The sequence below is a fragment of the Mycobacterium bourgelatii genome (assembly GCF_010723575.1).
In the GTDB taxonomy this organism is placed as follows: domain Bacteria; phylum Actinomycetota; class Actinomycetes; order Mycobacteriales; family Mycobacteriaceae; genus Mycobacterium; species Mycobacterium bourgelatii.
The window spans coordinates 583975-600371 of record NZ_BLKZ01000002.1; the positions used below are offsets into that span (position 1 = coordinate 583975).

The 16397-nt window shown below is 67.6% G+C and carries 13 protein-coding genes and 1 pseudogene; 8 read left to right on the forward strand and 6 right to left on the reverse strand.

The annotated features are described in order from the left end of the window. Positions 1-5 precede the first annotated feature (5 nt). The 4 genes from G6N68_RS27650 to G6N68_RS27665 form a co-directional block, all read right to left on the reverse strand. On the reverse strand, positions 6-296 hold the full coding sequence (locus G6N68_RS27650; RefSeq protein WP_069421171.1) for a WXG100 family type VII secretion target: 291 nt from the start codon (positions 294-296) through the stop codon (positions 6-8). A 54-nt stretch (positions 297-350) separates the two neighbouring features. Then, positions 351-677, reverse strand: coding sequence for a WXG100 family type VII secretion target (locus tag G6N68_RS27655; RefSeq protein ID WP_163719345.1), 327 nt, complete (start codon positions 675-677; stop codon positions 351-353). A gap of 201 nt (positions 678-878) precedes the next feature. Further along, a complete protein-coding gene (locus G6N68_RS27660; RefSeq protein ID WP_163719346.1) occupies positions 879-1385 on the reverse strand; it encodes a pullulanase in 507 nt (168 codons plus the stop codon). Between the two features lie 24 nt (positions 1386-1409). Beyond that, a complete protein-coding gene (locus G6N68_RS27665) occupies positions 1410-2858 on the reverse strand; it encodes a CCA tRNA nucleotidyltransferase (RefSeq protein ID WP_163719347.1) in 1449 nt (482 codons plus the stop codon). Positions 2859-3087: 229 nt separating this feature from the next. Here G6N68_RS27665 and G6N68_RS27670 point away from each other — a divergent pair, with 229 nt between their 5' ends. From G6N68_RS27670 to G6N68_RS27705, 8 genes and pseudogenes are all read left to right on the forward strand, one after another. Continuing rightward, the gene (locus tag G6N68_RS27670; RefSeq protein WP_163719348.1) at positions 3088-3921 is read left to right on the forward strand and encodes an NUDIX hydrolase; all 834 of its coding nucleotides are present in this window, start codon (positions 3088-3090) and stop codon (positions 3919-3921) included. Next, positions 3918-6386 (forward strand): hypothetical protein, encoded by a 2469-nt coding sequence (locus G6N68_RS27675; RefSeq protein ID WP_163719349.1) that lies wholly within the window; start codon positions 3918-3920, stop codon positions 6384-6386. The genes G6N68_RS27670 and G6N68_RS27675 overlap by 4 nt, the downstream gene beginning before the upstream one ends. Before the next feature lie 70 nt (positions 6387-6456). Next, a pseudogene (gene murJ / locus G6N68_RS27680) lies at positions 6457-9988 on the forward strand (murein biosynthesis integral membrane protein MurJ); the annotation flags it as partial. A 56-nt stretch (positions 9989-10044) separates the two neighbouring features. Continuing rightward, entirely contained in the window at positions 10045-10608 is a 564-nt protein-coding gene (gene sigM, locus G6N68_RS27685; protein WP_205351538.1) for an RNA polymerase sigma factor SigM, read from the forward strand. Positions 10609-10674: 66 nt separating this feature from the next. Beyond that, entirely contained in the window at positions 10675-11403 is a 729-nt protein-coding gene (locus tag G6N68_RS27690) for an RsmA family anti-sigma factor (protein WP_163719351.1), read from the forward strand. 87 nt (positions 11404-11490) lie between these two features. Beyond that, a complete protein-coding gene (gene trxB / locus G6N68_RS27695) occupies positions 11491-12483 on the forward strand; it encodes a thioredoxin-disulfide reductase (RefSeq protein ID WP_163719352.1) in 993 nt (330 codons plus the stop codon). After that, positions 12480-12830 (forward strand): thioredoxin, encoded by a 351-nt coding sequence (gene trxA, locus G6N68_RS27700; protein WP_163719353.1) that lies wholly within the window; start codon positions 12480-12482, stop codon positions 12828-12830. Before trxB ends, trxA begins: the two co-directional genes overlap by 4 nt. Positions 12831-13025: 195 nt before the next feature. Next, a complete protein-coding gene (locus G6N68_RS27705) occupies positions 13026-14246 on the forward strand; it encodes an N-acetylmuramoyl-L-alanine amidase (RefSeq protein ID WP_163719354.1) in 1221 nt (406 codons plus the stop codon). Between the two features lie 9 nt (positions 14247-14255). Here G6N68_RS27705 and G6N68_RS27710 read toward each other — a convergent pair whose 3' ends face one another. Together G6N68_RS27710 and G6N68_RS27715 are read right to left on the reverse strand one after the other, a co-directional pair. Then, positions 14256-15065, reverse strand: a complete 810-nt coding sequence (locus G6N68_RS27710; protein WP_240356021.1) for an acetyltransferase — start codon at positions 15063-15065, stop codon at positions 14256-14258. 341 nt (positions 15066-15406) lie between these two features. Beyond that, on the reverse strand, positions 15407-16396 hold the full coding sequence (locus G6N68_RS27715) for a ParB/RepB/Spo0J family partition protein (RefSeq protein ID WP_163719355.1): 990 nt from the start codon (positions 16394-16396) through the stop codon (positions 15407-15409). Between the last annotated feature and the right edge of the window lies 1 nt (position 16397).

Genomic DNA, 16397 nt, shown 5'->3' on the forward strand with positions numbered 1-16397 from the left:
GGCGCCTACAGAAAGAAGCTTCCGATCTGGGCGTCCGTGGCCTGTGCCATCTCGTCCACGTTGTGCACCGTGTGGGCGTGCCGGCTGACGGTCTGAATCAGGTCTTCGAGGCCACGCAGCATCTGCTGCTGCGCATCGAAAAAGGCGGTCGCTCCGTGACCTTGAAAGAAGTCGGCGAGTGCCTGCGTGAGGTTGAGGACATCGCTGTGGATCTCCATGAGCTGCGCCGCTTGCGAGCCAACTTCACCGGCGAACCCGATGACGGCGCCGTGGTTGTAGACAATCTGATCTGCCATGACGTTCGTTCCTTCTGGATAAGTCTGGTTTTTTGGGGACGTGGCGGGGTCGATTTAGACGGCTTGTGTTCCACCGCCGAACACGCCGTTGAGATTGGTGGCGGCGTCCGCCTCGTGGTTTTCCATCAGGACCGCGGCCTGACCAAGGCCGTGTGCCAGGCGCTGCCCGCCGCTCATGATCTGTTGCAGGTCGTGGTGAATCTGGCCGGCGGTGTTCAACGATGTGGTGCCGGCATCCCCCGCCCACCCGGTGGCGCTGATGATGTTCTCGTGGCCGCTCAAGTACTGATTTGCAATTGCCGCGGCTTCCTGCAATCGCGTTTCAATTCGCTGTTGGGTGCCCCGCAATAACTCCGGTGTGACGACAGTCGCGTTTGCCATGTTCACGTCTCCCTCAATTTTTCACGTTTCCCGATCCGGGACCTCGGTAAAGCTAAAGCAGCTAGCCGGAGCTGTCACTTCACTCGTCCACTGGACGACATCAATCGCCTCATCAGTGCCTTTACCCACATGATGAGCTGGCTCGGGTCGAAATTTCTTACTCGCGCCGTATGGCGCTAGTCACCAATAGTTAGCTGGGCTTTACAAATTGGTGGCGCCGTCAGCTTTGCCGTCGCCGTCCGTATCCGAAAGCCGCACATCCCAACGGCCGTCCCCATCGGTGTCGGCGTATCCGGTGACGCCTTCATCCCCGGCGCACAACACGCGGTCGGCCAGTCCGTCGCCGTCGGTGTCGAACAGGTGGTCGTCAAGACGACCATGCCCGTCGAAGTCGACCAGCGGACCACCGGTGTGCTCAACACCGTCGAGGCCGAACCAACGCAGCTGGCCGCGATGGTCGACGGCGACCGTCCACGTCCCCGATCCGTCGTCGGTGAAGTAGCTCTCCGGTATCCCGTCGTTGTCGAGGTCAAGCACCGCATGGTCGGCCAGACCGTCGCCGTCCAGATCGGCTAGCGCGTCGTCGCGAATCCCGTCACCGTCGAGGTCCAGGCTGATCGCGTCGAACTGACCGTCACCGTTCAGATCAAGATCCGGCGGACGACTCCAGACGGCCGCGCCGTCATCGCCGCCAAGGCAGTACTCCACGACTGATCCGACGGGGCGGCGGGCTTACGGGTTCCGTGCTTTCCGTTCTTCCCACCAAGCCAGGAGTTCCTGGGTGGCTTCTTCTCTGCTCAGCGGCCCGCGGTCCAACCGCAGTTCCTTGAGGAACTTCCACGCCTCGCCGACCACCGGGCCCGCCGGGATGTCGAGCAGCTGCATGATCTCGTTGCCGTCCAGGTCGGGACGCACCCGGGCCAGATCCTCCTTGGCCGCCAGTTCGGCGATCCGCTCCTCCAGCCGGTCATAGCTGGCCTGCAGGCGGGCGGCGCGGCGCTTGTTGCGGGTGGTGCAGTCGGCGCGGACCAGCTTGTGCAGCCGCGGCAACAGCGGCCCAGCGTCGGTGACGTAGCGACGCACCGCCGAGTCCGTCCACTTCCCCTCGCCGTAGCCGTGGAACCGCAGGTGCAGATACACCAGCTGGGAGACGTCGTCGACCATCTGCTTGGAGTACTTCAGCGCCCGCATCCGCTTGCGGACCATCTTGGCGCCGACCACCTCGTGGTGGTGAAAGCTCACGCCGCCGTTGGCCTCGTGCCGCCGCGTAGCGGGCTTGCCGATGTCGTGCAGCAGCGCGGCCCACCGCAGCACCAAGTCAGGACCGTCGTCTTCCAGCGCTATCGCCTGCCGCAGCACGGTCAGCGAGTGCTGGTAGACGTCCTTATGCTGGTGGTGTTCGTCGATGGCCATCTGCATGCCGCCGATCTCGGGCAGCACCACCTCACCCATTCCGGTCTGCACCAGCAGGTCGATGCCGGCAACCGGGTCGGCACCGAGCATCATCTTGTCCAGTTCGGCGGCCACCCGTTCCGCGCTGATGCGGGCCAGCTGCGGTGCCATGTCCTCGATCGCCGCCCTTACCCGCGGCGCCACCGTGAAACCCAGTTGCGAGACGAACCGCGCCGCCCGCAGCATCCGCAGCGGATCGTCGCCGAACGACACCTCCGGTGACGACGGGGTGTCGAGCACTTTGGCCCGCAGCGCACCCAGACCGCCCAGCGGGTCGAGAAACTCGCCGGGCCCCGTCGCGGTGATCCGCACCGCCATCGCGTTCACGGTGAAGTCCCGGCGCACCAGATCGTCCTCGAGGCGGTCGCCGAACTGCACCTCCGGATTGCGCGACACCTGGTCATAGGTGTCGGCGCGAAAAGTGGTGATCTCCAGTCGGTTTTCGCCCTTACCGACACCGACGGTGCCGAACTCGATGCCCGTTTCCCAGATCGCGTCGGCCCAGGACCGCACGATCTTCTGCACCTGCTCGGGGCGCGCGTCGGTGGTGAAATCCAGGTCGGGGCTCAGCCGGCCCAACAGGGCATCGCGCACCGAACCGCCGACCAGGTACAACTCGTGGCCGGCGGCGGCGAACGCGCTCCCGAGCTCACTTAGTAGGCCGACGTGCTTATTCAGGGCGACCGCGGCCGCGGTCAGCAGTTGGACGTCCTGGTCAGCGTCGGGCACGTTCGATCAGCCTAGTCGGATCAATCCAGCACAGATGGCCCCGTCGAGTGTGAACTACACGACGCAAAACCGGCGTGTCTTGTCGTCGGATTCACACTGGCCAGCCGCAGGCGCTCACCCGGGGCTCAGCCGGCGACCGGAAGGCGACAGCCAGTCCCTTCCCTCTCATAGGCCCCACAACCGGCGAGTACGTCGGGAAGACCCGCCCGTGCCAGCTAATATCGCTTGGGTGTCAGACGGCGAACGGGCCAAACCACGTCCCAGGCGCAGGGGCCGTGGCCGGCGTCGCGGTCGTGGCGCGGCACGTTCTGCCGACGAGCGTACCGAAGCTCAGCCCGACACCCAGCCCGACACCAGGCCCGACACCAGGCCCGAGAACAAGCCGGACATCAAACCCGCCAACCCGCCGGCCAGCGAGGCGAAGCCCAGCCCGGCCAACGTGAAGCACCGGCGGACTCGCGCGACGCGCCGCGGAACGGACCGGATGCGGACGGTCCACGAGACATCAGCCGGAGGGCTGGTCATCGACGGCATCGACGGCCCCAAAGACGAGCAGGTAGCGGCTCTGATCGGTCGGGTGGACCGGCGCGGCCGAATGCTGTGGTCGCTGCCCAAGGGGCACATCGAGCAGGGCGAGACCGCGGAACAGACCGCGATCCGTGAAGTTGCCGAAGAAACGGGTATCCGCGGCAGCGTGCTGGCCGCGCTCGGGCGGATCGACTACTGGTTCGTCACCGACGGCAGGCGGGTGCACAAGACCGTGCACCACTATTTGATGCGGTTCTTGGGCGGAGAACTCTCCGACGAAGATCTTGAGGTGGCCGAGGTGGCGTGGGTACCGATCTGCGAGCTCCCGTCCCGACTGGCCTACGCCGACGAACGCCGCCTGGCCGAAGTCGCCGACGAGCTGATCGAAAAGCTGCAAACCGACGGTCCGGCCGCGCTTCCGCCGCTCCCTCCCAGTACGCCGCGGCGACGCCCGCAGACGCATTCCCGCACCCGTCATGCCAAAGGACCCGAAGCCACCCCGGGTCAGAAAAACGGTCACAGGCCGGGCCCGTGAGCGGGTTGCGACTGCGCTGCGCTCGGTTATTGCGGCTGGCCGCAGTGATCGGCATCATCGCCGGTCTCTCGATGGTGCTCACCCTGCCCGCCACCCCGAGGGCCAAGGCCGGCGAGCCCAGCTCCACACCGTTCGTCCAGATCCGGATCGACCGGGTGACCCCGGAAATGGTCACCACCACCAGCGAGCCCGTCGTGACCGTCAGCGGAATTGTGATCAACATCGGCGACCGACCGGTGCGCGATGTCATGGTTCGGCTCGAGCACGCCCCCGCCCTCACCGCATCCGACGAGCTCCGGACCTCGCTTGACGGCGGCACCGACCAGTACGAGGCAGTCGCGGACTTCCTCACCGTTTCCCCCGAACTGCAGCGGGGACAACAAGCCGGCTTCACCCTGTCCGCGCCGCTGCGCTCGTCCACCAAACCGTCCCTGGACGTCGAGAAGCCCGGCATCTATCCGCTCTTGGTCAACGTCAACGGCACCCCCGACTACGGCGCACCCGCCCGGCTGGACAACGGCCGGTTCCTGCTGCCGGTGGTCGGCGTTCCGCCCGACAAGGCGGCCGAGTCGGAGGCCTTGGACGCGGTCCCGCCGGACACGCAGAAGCCCGTGTGGATGACCATGCTGTGGCCGCTGGCGGATCGGCCGCGGCTGGCGCCCGGCGTTCCCGGCGGCAGCATTCCGGTCCGGCTCGTCGACGACGAGCTGGCCAGCTCATTCGCTAGCGGCGGTCGGCTCGACGTTTTACTCAGCGCCGCCGAACTCGCGACCAGCCGCGAGGTCGATCCCGATGGCACCGTCACCCGCGCGCTGTGCCTCGCCGTAGACCCGGATCTGCTGGTCACCGCAAACGCGATGTCCGCGGGATATGTGGTGTCCGATTCCGCCGATCCCGCAGGCCAGCTGCCGGGCACCCCGACGCACCCCGGCACCGGCCAAGCCGCCGCGGCCACCTGGCTGAACCGGCTCCGCACGCTGGCCCACCGCACCTGCGTGGCACCGCTGCCATATGCGCAGGCCGACCTGGACGCGCTCCAGCGGGTGAACAATCCCGAATTGCGCGACGCGGCGACCGTCAGCCCCAACGACATCATCGACCGCATCCTGGAGATCAACTCCACCCGCGGCGTCGCCCTGCTGCCGGACGGCCCGCTGACCAACCGCGCGGTCGACCTGCTCAGCGCCGACGGCGCCATGGTGGCCGTCGCGGCCGCGGAATCGATGCCCGAAGACACCTCGGGCGACGAGCAGATCAGCGCCGACATCACGCCGCGGCGGGTTTCTCCGCAGGTTGCGCTCGCGCCGTTCGACCCGGCCATCGGGGCGGCCCTTTCCGCGGCGGGCAGCAACCCCGTCGTCCCGACGTATCTCGACTCCTCGCTGAATGTGCGGATCATGCATGACTCGTCCACCGCCCGTCGGCAGGATGCACTCGGTGCGATCCTGTGGCGCAGCCTGGCTCCCGCCGCGGCGCCGCGCACCCAGATTCTGGTGCCGCCGGCGACGTGGAATCTGCAGGGAGACGACGCTCAGCTGATCCTGACCGCACTGGCCACCACCATCCATTCCGGGCTGGCGGTGCCGCGGCCGCTACCCGCGTTGGTCGCCGATGCGGCCGCCCGCACCGATCCGCCGCGGCCGCCGGGCCGCTACCCCAACGTGCGGGGACGGTTCAGCGACGACATCACCGCCGTCATCTCCAGTCAGATGAGCCGACTGGGCAAGCTGACCGCGGCGATGACCACCGATCACCGCACCGGCCTGACCGGAGCCCAGTACACCGCGCCGCTGCGTGAAGACATGCTGCGCGCGCTGAGCCAATCGGTGCCGCCCGACACCCGCAACGGGCTGGCGCAACAGCGGACCTCGGTGGTCGGCAACACCATCAACGACCTGTTCGGTGCGGTGACGATCGTCAACCCGGGTGGCTCGTACACGCTGGCCACCGAGCACAGCCCCCTGCCGTTGGCGCTGCACAACGGGCTGTCCGTGCCGATCCGGGTCAAGCTGCAGGTCGACGCACCGCCGGGCATGACGGTCACCGACCTCGGGGTGATCGAGTTACCGCCGGGATATCTGCCGCTGCGGGTGCCGGTCGAAGTGAACTTCACCCAGCGGGTGGCCGTGGACGTGACGCTGAAGACACCCGACGGGATGCCGCTGGGCGCGCCGGTGCGCCTGTCGGTGCACTCCAACGCCTACGGCAAGGTGCTGTTCGCAATCACGCTGACCGCGGCGGCGTTCTTGGTGTTCCTGGCGGGTCGACGGCTCTGGCACCGGTTCCGTGGCCAGCCCGACCGGGCCGACTTGGATCGCGACCCGCCGCCGGCACGGCGGCCGAAAGCGTTGGGGGCCGGAGCGGCCGAGGACCCCCCGCGGCCCGCGCGGCTCCCGACGTCCGCACGACCCCCGGAGACGCGACCGGTCGCGGCCCGCCGGGTGGACGAAGAGCATCGCGTATGAGACCCGCACCGCGGCGGGTACCACCAGCACCGCCGCCACCGCGACACGCGTCGCGGCCCAGCCCCCGGCCGCCCCAGGAAGGGCCCCGACGCGAACAGCAGCGCCGCGCCGAACTATCCGACGCCGCGCTCGTCCAGCGGTCCTGGGGCATGGCATTCGCCACCCTGATCAGCCGCCTCACCGGCTTCGCCCGCATCGTGCTGCTGGCCGCGATCCTGGGCGCCGCGCTGGCCAGTTCGTTCTCGGTGGCCAACCAGCTGCCGAACCTGGTCGCCGCGCTGGTGTTGGAGGCGACGTTCACCGCGATCTTCGTCCCGGTGCTGGCCCGCGCCGAACAGGACGACCCCGATGGCGGTGCCGCCTTCGTCCGTCGGCTCGTCACGCTGGCGACCACCTTGCTCATCGTGGCCACCACGGCGTCGGTGCTGGCGGCGCCGCTGCTGGTGCGGCTGATGCTGGGCCGCGACCCGCAGGTCAACGAGCCGCTGACCACCGCATTCGCCTATCTGCTGCTGCCCCAAGTGCTGTTCTACGGCCTGTCGTCGGTGTTCATGGCGATCCTGAACACCCGCAACGTCTTCGGGCCGCCGGCCTGGGCGCCGGTGGTCAACAACGTCGTCGCGATCGCGACGCTCGGGCTCTACCTGGCCGTGCCCGGCGAGCTGTCCATCGACCCGGTCGAGATGGGCAACGCCAAACTGCTGGTGCTCGGGATCGGCACCACCTTGGGCGTGTTCGCCCAGACGGCGGTGCTGCTGGTCGCGATCGGGCGCGAGCGCATCAGCCTGCGCCCGCTGTGGGGGATCGACGAGCGGCTCAAGCGGTTCGGCACGATGGCCGCCGCGATGGTGCTCTATGTGCTGATCAGCCAGCTCGGTCTGGTGGTCGGCAACCAGATCGCCAGTAAAGCGGCGGCGTCCGGACCGGCGATCTACAACTACACGTGGCTGGTGCTGATGCTGCCGTTCGGCATGATCGGCGTGACGGTGCTGACGGTGGTGATGCCTCGGCTGAGCCGCAACGCCGCCGCCGACGACATCCCGGCGGTGCTGGCGGACCTGTCGCTGGCCACCCGACTGACCATGATCACCCTCATCCCGATCGTGGCGATCATGACCGTCGGCGGCTCGGCGATCGGCACCGCGCTGTTCGCCTACGGCAACTTCGGTCAGGTCGACGCCGGCTACCTGGGAGCCGCGATTGCGTTGTCGGCATTCACGCTGATCCCCTACGCATTGGTGCTGCTGCAACTGCGCGTGTTCTACGCCCGCGAACAGCCATGGACACCGATCGTCATCATCCTGGTGATCACCGCCGTCAAGATCGTCGGCTCGGTACTGGCGCCATACCTGACGGACGACCGCGAGCTGGTTGCCGGCTACCTGGGTCTGGCTAACGGTTTGGGTTTCCTGGCGGGCGCGTTGATCGGCTACTACCTGCTGCGGCGCAGGCTGCGGCCGGGCGGCGGGCAGCTCATCGGCGCCAACGAGGTGCGCACCATCCTGGTGACGACCACCGCCTCCCTCCTGGCCGGTCTGATCGCCTACCTGGTGGACCGGCTGTTCGGGCTGCGCGGGTTGACGGACCACGGTGGCGGCGCGGGTTCGCTGCTCAGGCTGCTCGTGTTGACGGTGATCATGGTGCCGATCGTGGCCGCGGTGATGCTGGGCGCGCGGGTCCCCGAGGCGCGGGCCGCATTGGCCGCTGTGCAAAGCCGACTGGGCCGCTTGAGCCGGAGCAGTAAGCCCGTCGTGCCGGCCCCCCGCAAGCCGATTGTCCAGGTCAAATCTTCTAACCGACACCCTGTCACGTACCCTGAGCAAAGAAATTCGTCCCTGCCGGGGGGAAACACGGTCCACGAACCGGTCCGGCGGAGTCCTCCGGTAGCCGGAGCCGGTATAGCGAAAGGACCGGAGGTGACCGACCGCCCGTTGAACAGCGCATCGAGCCCTGGCGCTGACGCGTCACGCCCGGTCGCCGACGACTTCCAGCCCGACATCCCGGCCGACCACGACCCAGGCCCGCCCCCGTCCGCGCCACCTGAGTCGCGCAATGGCGGCGCGGGCAGGCCCAGCTCGTCCGGCGTTCCGCGGGACCGTGGCCCCGAACCCCCGCCGCCGGGGGAAGGTCTCAACCTGGTTCCCGGCGCCCGCGTGGCTAACGGCCGCTACCGCTTGCTGGTCTCACACGGCGGCGTCCCACCGCTGCACTTCTGGCAGGCGATGGACACCGCGCTGGAACGGCGGGTGGCGCTGACCTTCGTCGACCCCGAAGGCGCGCTTCCCGATGACGTCCTGAACGAGATTCTGGCCCGCACCCTGCGGCTGAGCCGCATCGACAAGCCCGGGGTGGCGCGGGTCCTCGACGTCGTGCAGACGAGCAGCGGTGGCCTGGTGGTCGCGGAGTGGATCCGAGGCGGGTCGTTGAAGGAAGTCGCCGACACGGCCCCTTCGCCCGTCGGCGCCATCCGCGCGATGCACTCGCTCGCGGCCGCCGCCGACGCCGCCCACCGCGCGGGGGTAGCCCTGTCGATCGACCACCCCAGCCGCATCCGGGTCAGCAGCGAAGGCCACGTCGTGCTGGCCTTCCCCGCCACGATGCCCGACGCGAACCCGCAGGACGACATCCGCGGGATCGGCGCCGCGCTGTACGCCCTTCTGGTCAACCGGTGGCCGCTACCCGAGACCGGGGCGCGCAGCGGACTCGCGCCCGCCGACCGGGACTCCCTGGGCAATCCCGTGGAACCGACCATCGTCGACCCTGACATCCCCTTCCAGATCTCCGCTGTCGCCGTTCGCTCGGTTCAGGAAGATGGCGGAATACGCAGTGCGTCAACACTTTTGAACCTGCTGCAACAGGCCACGGCAGTCGCCGACCGCACCGAGATCCTGGGTCCCGTCGACGACTCGCCCGCCACCGCCAGCTCCCGGGAGTCGACTCCGCGACCGGTGGGCTTGTTCGGTAGCCGCCGTCGCAATCTGATCGTCGGCGCCACTGCCGCCGCCGCCATCATCCTGGTGGCGCTGCTACTCCTGGCGTCGGTGTTGAACAAGATGTTCGATTTCGGCGGCGGCCTCAACGGCGATCGGCTCGGGCTCAATACCGAGACTTCGTCGGCCGCGGGCGAACCCGAGACGCCCACCATTCCCGGCAACCGCGTCAAACCCACCAAAGTCACGGTCTTCTCCCCCGACGGCGAACCCGACGCCCCGGCGGACGCCGGCTTGGTGATAGACGGCGACCCGTCCACCGCCTGGCAAACCGACCCCTACACCGACGCGGTCCCGTTCCCGAACTTCAAGAATGGGCTCGGACTCCTGCTGCAGCTTCCCCAGCCCACGGTGGTCGGCGCGGTCACCATCGACATTTCCAGCACCGGAACCAAGGTGGAGATCCGCTCGTCGCCGACGGCGTCGCCGACCAAGCTGAGCGACACCAGCGTGCTGACGCCGGCCACACCGCTCAAGCCCGGCCACAACACCATCCCGGTGAAGTCGACGACCGAGACCTCGAACCTGCTGGTCTGGATCACAACGTTGGGCACCACTGACGGCAAGAGCCAGGCCGCCATCTCCGAGATCACCGTCCAGGCGGCGTCCTAACAGCCTGCAGTACCGAGTGAAGTGCCGGGCGGTGGCCGATTGGCTACTGTCCCGCCATGCCACCCGGGAGCGAACGCAGCGACGCCGAGCTCCTCGCGGCCCACGTCACCGGCGACCGGCTGGCCTTCGAACAGCTTTTCCGCCGCCACCACCGGCAGCTGTTCCGGCTCGCGAAACTCACCAGCCACACCGCCCAAGATGCCGAGGACGCGCTGCAAGAGGCGATGCTGTCGGCGCACCGCAGTGCCGCCTCCTTCCGGCACGATGCCGCGGTAGGTAGTTGGCTACACCGCATCGTGGTCAATGCGTGTCTGGACCGGCTGCGGCGCGCCAAAGCGCACCCCACCGTCCCGCTGGATCTTTCCGACCCTTGGCACGCCGATACCCTCGTCGCCGACCGCACCGCACAGGTCGAGACGGCGATCATGGTGCAGCGTGCACTGATGCGCCTGCCCGTCGAGCAGCGGGCCACGGTCGTCGCGGTGGACATGCAGGGCTATTCGATCGCCGACACCGCTCGCCTGCTGGATGTGGCCGAGGGGACCGTGAAGAGTCGGTGCGCGCGGGCGCGGGCCCGCCTGGCACAGTCGCTTGGCTACCTCGCCTCGAGGAGCCCCTAGGCGACTCGAGGAACGCCGGGGTGACCGGTGTGGCAGTCCGGTCTGGCATGTCGGACACTGGGGCCGATGTGTGCAGCCGAGAACGACGACGCGGATCCGCTGACGGTTGAACTGCTCGCCGACCTGCAGGCGGGCCTGCTGGACGACGACACCGCCGCTCGCGTGCGCCGCCGGCTCCGCACCGACCCGCAGGCGCAAGCCACTCTGCATGCCTTGCAGCAGGTCCGCAGCGACATCTCGGACGCCGGCACTGACCCCGCCTCGGCTCCGGACCCTCCCCCCGGCCTTGCCGCTCGTGTCTCGGCAGCTCTGCGCGCCGACGGTCCGGCCCACTCCGCTCGGCCACCCGCCCGCCCGGCCCGCGTCGTCGCCGGCCTCGTCGGCCTGGCCGCCGTGTTGGCCGCGGTGGGCCTGGGCACCGCGGCGCTGCTCAATGCGCCCGCGCCCGAGCCCAGCACACCCAAATCCGCGCAACTCATCACGGTGTCCAGCCCGCCCCCGACGGTCCCGCTGACGCAGGAGCAGATTCTCGACCTGCTCAACCAACCTCCGGACTATGGCCCACTCGGCGAACCGGCACGGCGCGCATCGTGTCTGAGCGGCTTGGGCTACCCGTCATCGACCCAGGTACTGGGTGCGCAACTGGTCGAAGTGAACGCACGGCCGGGCGTCGTGCTGGTGCTGGCGGGCGACTCGCCCCACGAACTGGCGGTGTTCGCCGTGGCAACGAACTGCAGCGCCGCCGACACCGGATTGTTGGCCAGCACCTCGATACCCCGGGTCCTCCGCCCGTAATGTGGTGCGGAACACCAGCGGGAACAGCACGGCCTAGGCTTGCGTTCCAAGGGATCTAAGAGCAGAAAAAGTACCTGGAAGGCAGGCATGACCGCACCGTCTGCGAACGACACCGTCCACGAGGTCATCATCATCGGCTCCGGGCCCGCCGGGTACACCGCGGCCCTGTACACCGCCCGCGCGCAGTTGGCGCCCCTGGTTTTCGAGGGCACCTCGTTTGGCGGCGCGCTGATGACGACGACCGAGGTGGAGAACTACCCCGGATTCCGCGACGGCATCACCGGTCCGGAACTGATGGACCAGATGCGCGAGCAGGCCCTGCGCTTCGGCGCCGACCTGCGGATGGAAGACGTCGAAGCCGTGTCGCTGGACGGGCCGATCAAGTCCGTCACCACCGCCGAAGGCGAGACCTACCGGGCCCGGGCGATCATCCTGGCCATGGGCGCCGCCGCGCGCTATCTGCACGTACCCGGTGAACAGGACTTGCTCGGCCGCGGGGTGAGCTCGTGCGCCACCTGCGACGGCTTTTTCTTCCGCGATCAGGACATCGCCGTGATCGGCGGCGGCGACTCGGCCATGGAAGAAGCCACCTTCCTGACCCGCTTCGCCCGCAGCGTCACGCTGGTGCACCGCCGCGAGGAGTTCCGCGCCTCGAAGATCATGCTCAACCGGGCCAAGGCCAACGAAAAGATCCGCTTCCTCACCAACAAGGCGGTCGTCGCCGTGGAGGGCGACACCACGGTGACCGGGCTGCGGTTGCGTGACACCGTCACCGGCGCGGAAAGCACCCTCGCGGTCACCGGCGTCTTCGTCGCCATCGGGCATGACCCGCGCTCCGAGCTGGTCCGCGACGCCGTCGACGTCGACCCCGACGGCTACGTGCTGGTGCAGGGACGCACCACCAGCACCTCGATCGAAGGTGTGTTCGCCGCGGGTGACCTGGTGGACCGCACTTACCGGCAGGCCGTGACCGCGGCCGGCAGCGGCTGTGCCGCGGCGATCGACGCCGAGCGCTGGCTCGCCGAGCACGAAGCATCCGGAGACGCCGACAGTACCGATTTGATTGGAGCGCAGCGATGACCGATTCCCAGAAGACCGCCACCGTAGAAGTTTCCGACGCGTCCTTCGCCACCGATGTGATCGCCAGCAATAAGCCTGTGCTGGTTGACTTTTGGGCCACCTGGTGCGGCCCTTGCAAGATGGTGGCACCCGTTCTCGAAGAGATCGCCGCGGAACGGGCCGACAACCTGACCGTCGCCAAGATCGACGTGGACGCAAACCCGACGACAGCGCAGATGTTTCAGGTCGTTTCGATTCCGACCCTGATCCTGTTCAAGGGTGGGGAGCCGGTGAAGCGGATCGTGGGCGCCAAGGGCAAAGCCGCGTTGTTGCGAGAGCTTTCCGACGTCGTTCCGGGTCTCGCCTAGCTGCGATCTGGCCGCGATCTCGGTTACGGCCAGGGTCACGATCAGGCTAATCAGGCTCGTCTCTAGCCTGGCGTTTTCGGTTATTCGCTGAGGATCTGCGACAATACCGGTTGGCTGTCGTCGACCTTGTCATCTCCGGTTGGTGCAGCCAATGCAGTCAGTGCAGTGAGTGTGAGTTGCCGGAGGGCCCTTGGTATGCCGAGTCCGCGCCGCGAAGACGGCGACGTGCTGCGCTGTGGCGACCGCAGCGCCGCTGTCACCGAGATACGGGCAGCGCTGGCCGCATTGGGCATGCTCGACAACCCCGACGAGGATCTGAGCACCGGCCGACACGTCGTACTCGACGTCTTCGACGAAGAACTTGACCGCGCCGTTCGTGCCTTTCAGCAGCATCGTGGGCTGTTGGTGGACGGTGTTGTCGGCGAGGCCACCTATCGCGCGTTGAAGGAGGCCTCCTACCGGCTCGGCGCCCGCACGCTGTATCACCAATTCGGCGCGCCGCTCTACGGCGACGACGTGGCCACGCTGCAGGCCCGCCTGCAGGACCTCGGCTTCTACACGGGTTTGGTAGACGGGCATTTCGGGTTGCAGACCCACAACGCCCTGATGTCCTACCAGCGTGAGTACGGTCTGTCCGCTGACGGCATCTGCGGTCCAGAAACGTTGCGCTCCTTGTACTTTCTGAGTTCTCGCGTCAGCGGCGGCTCGCCCCACGCGATTCGGGAAGAGGAGCTGGTCCGCCGCTCCGGTCCGAAGCTGTCTGGCAAGCGGATCATCATCGATCCCGGCCGTGGCGGTTCCGACCACGGGATGATCATCCAGACCCCGGCGGGGCCGATCAGTGAAGCAGACATCCTGTGGGACTTGGCAAGTCGGCTCGAAGGGCGGATGACCGCCATCGGCATGGAGACGTTCTTGTCCCGTCCGACGAACCGCAGCCCGTCGGACGCCGAACGCGCCGCGACCGCCAATGCCGTTGGTGCAGACCTGATGATCAGCCTGCGCTGTGAAAGCCAGACCAGCCCCTCGGCCAATGGTGTCGCTTCATTCCACTTCGGGAACTCGCACGGCTCGGTGTCGACCATCGGTCGCAACCTCGCCGACTTCATTCAACGAGAAGTGGTGGCCCGCACCGGCTTACGTGATTGCCGGGTGCACGGCCGGACGTGGGATCTGCTGCGGCTGACCAGGATGCCCACCGTGCAGGTCGACGTCGGCTACATCACCAACCCGGACGACCGGGCCAAGCTGATCTCCACCCAAACCCGCGACGCGATTGCCGAAGGCATTCTCGCCGCGGTCAAGCGGCTCTACCTGCTGGGCAAGAACGACCGGCCCACCGGAACTTTCACGTTCGCCGAATTGCTGGCCCACGAATTGTCGGTCGAGCGGGCGAGCCGGCTCAGCGGTTCCTAGTTTCCTAGTTCAGCGTTTCCTGACGGCCCGTAAGGCCTTCGCTTGCAAGGTATCTGCCTGCAACGTATTTGCCTGCAAGGTATTTGCCTGCAAGGTATTTGCCGCCGTGGGGGCGGCGCCCACCGGCTGCTGCAATTGCGCAGATTCGAGGAGACGCTCCAACGCGGCCTCGACCTCCGCCTTCCAACCCAGTCCCTGCTCGAGCTCGAGTCGCAGCCGCGGAAAGTACCGATGTGGCGCTACCACAACGAATCCCATGTCGATCAAAAAGTCCGCATCGATGACGCAATGCTCCACCGAACAATCGTTGAGCCCTTCCAGCACCGGCCGAACGTCCGGATCCGCCGTCGCGGGATGCAATTCGGTGGCCTCGGATGTGCGGCCGAACGCCTCCAGCGCACGGACACCACGACGAACCAACTCGTCTATCACCCGTGCGATCATGCTTGCCGGTAAGTCGTCGGAGGCTTGCCCGCGCTCGGTACCCATCGATGTCAGCAGCACCGCGTCGGCCGACACCGGGCCGGTCGGGAAGCGATGGGCGCGGGGCACCGCCCGCGGCGGAGCGTAGAGCACATATCCGAGCACCGGCGGTTCCGCCTGGCTGCGCTCGTCGGGAATGGCGGTGGCGACCTGGCCGCACGAGCCCCATTCCAGCATCACCATCGACAGCCAAGCTTCTTTTTCGAATTCGGGGTCGGCCAAGTGGTCGTCGCTACCGAGCACCCCGGGATCGACTTCCCAAAAAACGCAGCGCCGTGCGTGCTTGGGAAGCTGCTCGAAGGCTTCGAGCCGCAGCGCTGTGATCCGAGCCGACACTAGTCTCCTGGCCTCCGTGCGCTCACGCACCCCCATTGCGAGGCTGTTGCGCTGGCCCCGCTCTGCCCGTCCTGATATGCACCGGCAACCCCTCTAGGATAGGAGAATTCTTTGCGATCGGGCCAGTATTGGCCCGCCACCCCCTGCGTTGAGTACGTCACTGTGCCGTCCCTCCGGCCGGCGCCCGGCCCAAGATCGTTACAGATCTCGAAACAGCCTGGCGCACAGCAGTTCTCCGTTAAGTCGCGGCATCGGAACCGGGCGATTCGGCACCGCGCGTCTCCGCACTGTCACAGTGACGTAATCACAGCGTATGTCCGGTCATGCCCGTTCAGGCGTTATCAGGCCCGTTCGGAAGTCATCAGGCCGACGATCCGCTGCAGGTCGTCGACCGACCCGAACTCCACCACGATCTTCCCCTTGCGTTTGCCGAGACTCACCGACACACGGGTGTCGAAGGCGTTGGACAGCTTCTCAGCAACGTCCTGCAACCCGGGCATGTGGATCGGCTTGCGCCGCGGCGCCGACGGGGTGCTCGAATTTCTGGATTCGTGATTGGCGATCGTCACCGCTTCCTCGGTGGCTCGCACCGAGAGGCCCTCCGCGACGATCCTGCTGGCCAACTCTTCTTGCGCGTCCGGACCCGCCTCCAACGACAGTAGGGCGCGGGCATGTCCCGCCGACAACACGCCCGCAGCCACCCGGCGCTGGACCGGGATGGGCAGCTTCAGCAGTCGGATCATGTTGGTGATCAGCGGACGTGAGCGGCCGATGCGCGAGGCCAGTTCATCGTGGGTGACCCCGAACTCGTCGAGCAACTGTTGGTAGGCGGCCGCCTCTTCCAACGGGTTCAGCTGCACCCGGTGGATGTTCTCCAGCAGGGCGTCGCGGAGCAGGTTGTCGTCGCCCGTCTCGCGCACGATGGCGGGGATGGTGGCCAGGCCCGCTTCCTGCGCGGCACGCCACCGCCGCTCCCCCATCACTATCTGGTAGCGCGCGCCGCTCGCGGAGTCTTGCGCCGCCCGCACGACGATGGGCTGCAAGAGGCCGAACTCGCGAATGGAGTGCACCAGTTCCGCCAGCGCCTCTTCGTCGAACACCTGCCTCGGCTGGCGTGGGTTCGGCTCGATGTCGGCCGGTGAGATCTCGCGATATACGGCACCGATCGAGTCGGCATCCGGGAGCGGGCCGCCGATGACGACGTCAGCCGCCGCCGACCCCATCCGGGGGCCGTACGCGGCGGGGCCTTCCTCGCCCTCCGCCGGCCCGGTCGGAATCAGCGAAGCCAGACCCCGGCCCAAACCGCCTTTGCGACGTGACATCTGGCTCATG

Coding starts and splice junctions, on each gene's coding strand:
- G6N68_RS27655 (WP_163719345.1), bottom strand. CDS start 677: ATGGCAAACGCGACTGTCGTCACACCGGAGTTATTGCGGGGCACCCAA.
- trxB (WP_163719352.1), top strand. CDS start 11,491: ATGACCGCACCGTCTGCGAACGACACCGTCCACGAGGTCATCATCATC.
- G6N68_RS27650 (WP_069421171.1), bottom strand. CDS start 296: ATGGCAGATCAGATTGTCTACAACCACGGCGCCGTCATCGGGTTCGCC.
- trxA (WP_163719353.1), top strand. CDS start 12,480: ATGACCGATTCCCAGAAGACCGCCACCGTAGAAGTTTCCGACGCGTCC.
- sigM (WP_205351538.1), top strand. CDS start 10,045: ATGCCACCCGGGAGCGAACGCAGCGACGCCGAGCTCCTCGCGGCCCAC.
- G6N68_RS27715 (WP_163719355.1), bottom strand. CDS start 16,396: ATGAGCCAGATGTCACGTCGCAAAGGCGGTTTGGGCCGGGGTCTGGCT.
- G6N68_RS27690 (WP_163719351.1), top strand. CDS start 10,675: ATGTGTGCAGCCGAGAACGACGACGCGGATCCGCTGACGGTTGAACTG.
- G6N68_RS27705 (WP_163719354.1), top strand. CDS start 13,026: ATGCCGAGTCCGCGCCGCGAAGACGGCGACGTGCTGCGCTGTGGCGAC.